The organism is Mesorhizobium sp. B2-7-1 (assembly GCF_006440735.1).
Taxonomy (GTDB): domain Bacteria; phylum Pseudomonadota; class Alphaproteobacteria; order Rhizobiales; family Rhizobiaceae; genus Mesorhizobium.
In genome coordinates this window covers 1-6,231 of the sequence record NZ_VFUA01000184.1, presented here as the reverse complement: position 1 = coordinate 6,231, position 6,231 = coordinate 1, and the positions used below count along the sequence as shown (strand labels likewise).

Below are 6,231 nucleotides of genomic sequence, written 5' to 3'. Positions count from 1 at the left end.
CCCCCTCACCCGGATTGCCAGCCGAATTGCGAAGGGCAATTCGGGGCAATCCGACCTCTCCCCGAGGGGAGAGGAGGTAGCCAGTTTGCAGCGTCGGGATGCGGGTTCCTCCTTCTCCCCTTGCGGGAGAAGGTGTCGCCGAAGGCGACGGATGAGGGGTGTTCCAGGGAACGCCGACGTCTCACTCCGCTGGAACACCCCTCATCCGTCTCGGCGCCACGCGCCGATCCACCTTCTCCCGCAAGGAGAGAAGGGAAGGCGCGGAGTGGCCAGATGAGACGGCTTTTTCCGCTCGCCGTGCTCGCCATGGCGCTTCTGTTTCCAGCACAAGCGCTGGCCGCCGAAATCCGCGAACTGCCGGGCGCCGTCATGTCGCTATGGTGGGCACTTCCCTTTGCCGGCCTGCTCTTGTCGATCGCGACGGGGCCGCTGCTCTTCCCGCATGTGTGGGAGCATCACTATGGCAAGATCGCCGCGGCCTGGGCCGTGCTGGTGGTCGTCCCGCTGGCGGTCGCGTTCGGGCTTCCCGCGGCGGGCGAAGCGGTGCTGCATACGCTGCTCACCGAATATATGTCCTTCATCGTCCTGTTGTTCGCGCTCTACACGATTTCCGGAGGCATCCTGCTTGCCGGCAACATCCACGGCACGCCGCTCACCAATGCCGGGCTGCTGCTCATCGGCGCGGCGCTTGCCTCGGTCATCGGCACGACCGGCGCCTCGATGATCCTGATCCGGCCGACCCTGCGCGCCAACGACAACCGGCCGTTCAACGCGCATGTGGTGATCTTCTTCATCTTCCTTGTCTCGAACATCGGCGGCTCGCTGACGCCGCTCGGCGATCCGCCCTTATTCGTCGGCTTTCTGCGCGGCGTCGATTTCTTCTGGACGACCGCGAATCTGTGGCGAGAGACGCTGTTCACCGGCGGCCTGGTGCTCATCGTCTTCCTGGCGCTCGACATCGTGCTGCATCGGCGCGAGGGCGGCATGCCGAAGATCAAGGACCCTACGCCGGACACGAAAGTGCGCCTGCGCGGACTGGCCAATTTGCCGCTGCTTGCCGGCGTGATCGGCGCGATCCTGCTTTCAGCGAGTTGGAAGCCGGGCATCAGCATCCCGATCCTCGGCGTCAGCCTCGAGCTGCAGAACCTCGCCCGCGACGCCATCATCCTGGCGCTGGCCTTCCTGTCCCTCAAAGTTTCGTACAAGAGCCACCGCGAGGCGAACGGCTTCACCTGGGGACCGATCGCCGAGGTGGCGAAATTGTTTGCCGGCATTTTCGTCTGCATCGTGCCGGTCATCGCCATCTTGCGGGCTGGCCATGAAGGCGCGCTGGCGCCGCTGGTGGCGCTCGTCACCTCCGCCGACGGCCAGCCGAACAACCTCGCCTATTTCTGGCTGACCGGGGCGCTGTCATCCTTCCTCGACAATGCGCCGACCTATCTGGTGTTCTTCGAGCTTGCCGGCGGCAACGCGCAGCACCTGATGACCGAGGCTGCCTCGACGCTGGCGGCGATCTCGGCCGGCGCGGTGTTCATGGGCGCCAACACCTATATCGGCAATGCGCCCAACTTCATGGTCTATGCCATCGCCCGGCATCGCGGCTTCAAGATGCCGGGCTTCTTCGGCTATATGATGTGGTCCGGCCTGGTGCTGATCCCGACGTTTTTGATTGCCGGGTTTTTGTTTTTCAGGTGAGCTGGAAAAGCCATCGCCGAGGAGCGACCGTCGAAGGCGAGCCATTCGTGGGGGACAATGACCATGCAAGCCGAAAGCCTGCCCTATCTGTCAGCCGAGCTCCTCGACCGCCTGACGATTTCGACGTCCGAGGTGGTCGACGAAATCGAGCGGCAGATCATCGGTCAGAGGCAGGGCGAGGTGTGGTGCGCGCCGAAGGCCGTGGTGCGGCCGGGCGACGACCGCTACATCATGGCCACTCTCGGTGTCGCGACCGAGCCACCGCTGCTGGCGACCAAATCGCTGGTGGTCAATCCCCGCAACGCCCAGCGCGGACTTGCTACCCTCAACTCGATCGTCACCCTTCTCGACGCCGAGACGGGACTGCCGCTTGCCGTGGTCGACGGCAATTGGGTGACCGAGAAGCGCACGGCCGGTCTAAGCGCCGTCGCGGCAAGGCGCCTGGCCCGGCCCGACTCGGCCAGCGTCGCGTTCATCGGATGCGGCGTTCAGGCGCGTGGCCATCTCGAGGTCCTGGCAGACCTTTTCCCGTTGCGGGAGATCAGGGCCTTCAGTCGGGGCAAAGCCAGCCGCGACGCATTCTGTCGTATGGCCGAGACGCGCGGTCTTACCGCGATGTCCTGTGATAACGCCAAGGCGGCGGTCGAAGGGGCCGACATCGTGGTGACGACGGTCACCCTGGTGCCTGAGCCCACACCATTTCTGGATGCGCGCTGGCTGAAGGCCGGCGTCTTTGTGACGATGACCGATCTGGCCCTGCCCTGGCTGCCGGAAAGCATGGCTGTCTTCGATCGCATCGTCATCGACGACCTGGCGCAAGAGGCGCAGGTGAGCAAGCCGATGGTGAAGTCCGAGCTCGTTGCAGGCGACTTGATGGGTTTGGTCGGTGGCGATGTGGCGGGCCGTCAGAGCGCAGGCGAGCGAACCGCTTTCGCGTTCCGTGGCATAGCGGTTGGCGATCTCGCGCTGGCCGGCCTGGCATTCGTGCGCGCGAAAGCGGTCGGCGCGCTGGACAATTAGGCCCGCGGTCCGCCTCAGCCCACGCCGACATAGCGCCGAACCGCCGAGGGATCGGCGCGCAATGCTTCGACATCGACGGTCTCGCGATTGCGGCCGTTCTCGATGAAACAAACCCTGTCGGCCACCGACAGCACGGCATCGACGCGCTGCTCGACCAGGATGGTCGAGACACCAAGCTCGCGCAGCTTCGCTACCGTCTCGCGGATCTTGGCGATCATCGACGGCATCAGCCCCTCGGTCGGCTCGTCGAGCAGGAGCACCTGCGGCTCGAGGCAGAGCGCGCGGGCCATGGCCAGCATCTGCTGCTCGCCGCCGGACAGCGTGCCGGAACGTTGCCTCAGCCGCTCCCTGAGCAACGGAAAGAGATCGAGCACGCTCTCGCGTGTCTGCTTGCCCTTGCCGCGCGCCATCAGGCCGATCTCGATGTTTTCCGCCACGCTCATCTCGGCGAACAATCGCCTGCCCTGCGGCACATAGGCGACGCCGGCCTTCGGCACGTCATGCGCAGCGAGCCCGGTCAGTTCCTTGCCGTCCAGTTTGATCGAGCCGGCGGACGGCGGGACCAGCCCCATGATCGCCTTCAGCGTCGTCGTCTTGCCGGCGCCGTTGCGGCCGAACAGGCAAAGCACCTCGCCCTTGTTCAAGACGAGGTCGAGGCCGTAGAGCACCTGCACCTCGCCGTAGAAGCAATCGAGGCCGGAAATGGTGAGCAGGCCGCCATTGGTTCTAACGGAGTCAGCCATGGGTCGCTCCGAGATAGGCGTCCTGCACCTCGGCATTGGCGCGGATCTGCTCCGGCGTGCCCTCGGCCAGGATCTTTCCCGAATTGAAGACGGTGATGCGGTCGGCGAGTTGCATGACAACCGGCATGTTGTGCTCGATCAAAAGCACCGTTGCGTCCCTGGCGATCTCGCGCACCAAAGTGATGAAATTGTCGATCTCGCTATCGGCGAGCCCCTGCGTCGGCTCGTCGAGGATGAGCAGGCGCGGCTTCAGCGCCAGGCCCATCGCCACTTCGAGCAGGCGCTGGTGGCCATAGGACAATTGCCCGGCCAGCGTGCCGGCGCGATCGGCAAGGCCGGTGCGCTCGAGCGCGGCCATGACGCCGGTCCTGACCTGCCCCTTGGTGCGGCCGTCGGTCAGCGTGCGCTGCACCGGCAGCGCGACATTGTCGAAGGCGGTGAGGTTGGCGAAGACGCTGGTGATCTGGAAGGTGTAGGCGACGCCGAGGCGAACCCGTTTGTAGGCCGGCATGGTGGTGATGTCGGCGCCGTCGAAGACGACCATGCCGGAGGACGGCCGGATGCGGCCCGAGAGCAGGCTGACGAAAGTGGTCTTGCCGGCGCCGTTGGGCCCGATGATGGCGCGGATCTCGCCCGGCATCAGCGCGAAGTCGACGCCGTCGACGGCGCGCAGTCCGCCGAAATTCCGAGCCAAGCCTTTGGTGGTGAGCAGCGGCATCATGACAGCCACCCCAGCCAGCGCTCGCGGATGCTGCCCATGATGCCCTTCGGGGCAAACAGGACGAGCAGGATGAGCGCCACGCCGACGATCAGGAGATAGGCGGAGGTGAAGCCGCTGGTGATGTCGGTTACATAATACATGAACAGCGTGCCGATCAGCGGCCCGAGCGTGGTCGCGGCACCGCCGAGCAGCACCCAGAGCAGCGGCAGGATGGAATATTGCACGCCGGCGAAGCTCGAGCCGACATAGCCGAACAGCAAGGCATAGGCGGCGCCCGACGCCGCGCAGATGGCGCCGGAGGCAACGACCGCGGCAAGCTTGTTGGCGACGGTGTCGTAGCCAAGCATTTTTGTCCGTTCCTCGTTCTCGCGGATCGCGACCAGCACGCGGCCGAAGCGGGAACGGACAATCGCAAGCGTGACGAGCAGCACGACCGAAAACAGCGCCAGCGCGCTCATATAGCGCACGGTCGGCTCGGTCAGGTCGAGAGATGCGCCGCCGATCGCGATCACCCGCGATGACTGCTGGATGACCAGGCCCTGGTCGCCGCCGGTCCAGACGGCGAAATAGAGGATGAGCAGGTAGAAAACCTGGGCGAACATCATGGTGACGATCATGAACGCCACGCCGGAAGTGCGCAGTGCCAACAGGCCTATGACCAAGGCGAGGACTGCGCCGCAGGCGACACCGGCCACAAAAGCTTCCGGCACACCCCAGCCAAGGTGGTAGACGGTCAAGCCCGCGCCATAGAGGCCGGCCGAGAAGAACATGGCGTGGCCGAGGCTGAGCAGGCCGACGTAACCGAAGAGCAGATTGTAGCCCATGGCGAAGACGGCCAGCGCCATGATGCGGGCGAACAGGCCCTGGTGATAATCCGGCAGGACGAAATTCAGCGCGAAGAGAAGCGCGATGACGCCGATATGCAGGGCGTAGGTCTTTGCCGGCGAAGCATCCCTCATCTGGACGTCGACCCGAACAGGCCTTGCGGACGGAACACCAGCACCATGGCGACGACCAGCGTGGCGATGATCTTGGCCAGCGTCGGCGAGAAGAACATCGAGATGATGCCGTCGGAAAGGCCGATCAGGATGGCGGCGACGACAGTGCCGCGCAACGAGCCGAGACCGCCGATGATGACGACGATGAAGGACAAGAGCAGCGGGTCCTGCCCCATCAGGTAATGCGCCTGGCTGATCGGCACGATCAGCACCGCGGCGATCGCGGCCAGCATGGCGCCGACGGCGAAGACGCCGGCATAGACGCGCTCGACCGGGATGCCGAAAGCCTGCGCCGTCTCGCGATCATATTGCGTGGCGCGCATGATCAGGCCGATTTTCGTGCGCGTCAGCACCAACCAGGTGATCACCAGCAAAATGGCGGAGGCGGCGACGACCGACAGCTTGTAGCCGGAATAGCCGAACCAGGGCAAAAGGATGCGATAGCTGAAAGGCGGTTCAACCGGGCGCGCCTCAGGACCGTAGAAGGTCAGCGCCAGCTGCTGGATGATGTAGAGCATGCCGATGGTGGCGACGATGGTGCCTTCGGGATTGTAATTCAGCCGGCGCAGCACCAGCCGTTCGGCAATGAGCGCAACCAGCCCGACCAGCAAGGGCGCGATCACCAGCGCGGCAACGAAGCCGATGGCCGGATGGCCCGAGATCGCCGTCGAAACCGCCCAGGCGAGCACCGCGCCCAACATGAAGAACTCGCCATGCGCGACGTTGACGACGCGCATGACGCCAAACACCAGCGACAGGCCGAGCGCCGTCAGCGCCAGCACGGCGGAGGTGACGAGGCCTTCGAGGGCGGCGAGGAGGAGATGGGGTCCGAAATGCATTACACGCAGGCAGGTGCCAAGCGCACCCCTCTCTGCCCTGCCGGGCATCTCCCCCTCGAGGGGGGAGATTGGCTGTCCCTACCGCTTTCGCCAATCGCAAAGGCCGATAGGTGGCCGCCTTCGCACGAGCTGCTGATCTCCCCCCTCGGGGGGGAGATGTCCGGCAGGACAGAGAGGGGGGCCTGGGCGCTCACGCTGGTTGGAATGAACCTACA

At 65.0% G+C, this 6,231-nt stretch carries 6 protein-coding genes; 2 read left to right on the top strand and 4 right to left on the bottom strand.

The features are described from left to right. Positions 1 to 273 precede the first annotated feature (273 nt). Together FJ471_RS33905 and FJ471_RS33900 are read left to right on the top strand one after the other, a co-directional pair. Positions 274 to 1,695: a sodium:proton antiporter gene (locus FJ471_RS33905; RefSeq protein ID WP_140810879.1), complete on the top strand. Its 1,422-nt coding sequence runs from the start codon at positions 274 to 276 to the stop codon at positions 1,693 to 1,695. A gap of 63 nt (positions 1,696 to 1,758) precedes the next feature. Beyond that, the gene (locus FJ471_RS33900; protein ID WP_246684913.1) at positions 1,759 to 2,715 is read left to right on the top strand and encodes an ornithine cyclodeaminase family protein; all 957 of its coding nucleotides are present in this window, start codon (positions 1,759 to 1,761) and stop codon (positions 2,713 to 2,715) included. A gap of 14 nt (positions 2,716 to 2,729) precedes the next feature. Here FJ471_RS33900 and FJ471_RS33895 read toward each other — a convergent pair whose 3' ends face one another. From FJ471_RS33895 to FJ471_RS33880, 4 genes are read right to left on the bottom strand one after another with little or no spacing between them, the layout of a single operon-like run. After that, positions 2,730 to 3,458: an ABC transporter ATP-binding protein gene (locus tag FJ471_RS33895; protein ID WP_140810866.1), complete on the bottom strand. Its 729-nt coding sequence runs from the start codon at positions 3,456 to 3,458 to the stop codon at positions 2,730 to 2,732. Then, the gene (locus FJ471_RS33890; protein ID WP_140810859.1) at positions 3,451 to 4,179 is read right to left on the bottom strand and encodes an ABC transporter ATP-binding protein; all 729 of its coding nucleotides are present in this window, start codon (positions 4,177 to 4,179) and stop codon (positions 3,451 to 3,453) included. Before FJ471_RS33890 ends, FJ471_RS33895 begins: the two co-directional genes overlap by 8 nt. Then, positions 4,176 to 5,138: a branched-chain amino acid ABC transporter permease gene (locus FJ471_RS33885; protein ID WP_140810853.1), complete on the bottom strand. Its 963-nt coding sequence runs from the start codon at positions 5,136 to 5,138 to the stop codon at positions 4,176 to 4,178. Before FJ471_RS33885 ends, FJ471_RS33890 begins: the two co-directional genes overlap by 4 nt. Continuing rightward, the gene (locus FJ471_RS33880) at positions 5,135 to 6,016 is read right to left on the bottom strand and encodes a branched-chain amino acid ABC transporter permease (protein ID WP_140810846.1); all 882 of its coding nucleotides are present in this window, start codon (positions 6,014 to 6,016) and stop codon (positions 5,135 to 5,137) included. The genes FJ471_RS33885 and FJ471_RS33880 overlap by 4 nt, the downstream gene beginning before the upstream one ends. Positions 6,017 to 6,231 lie beyond the last annotated feature (215 nt).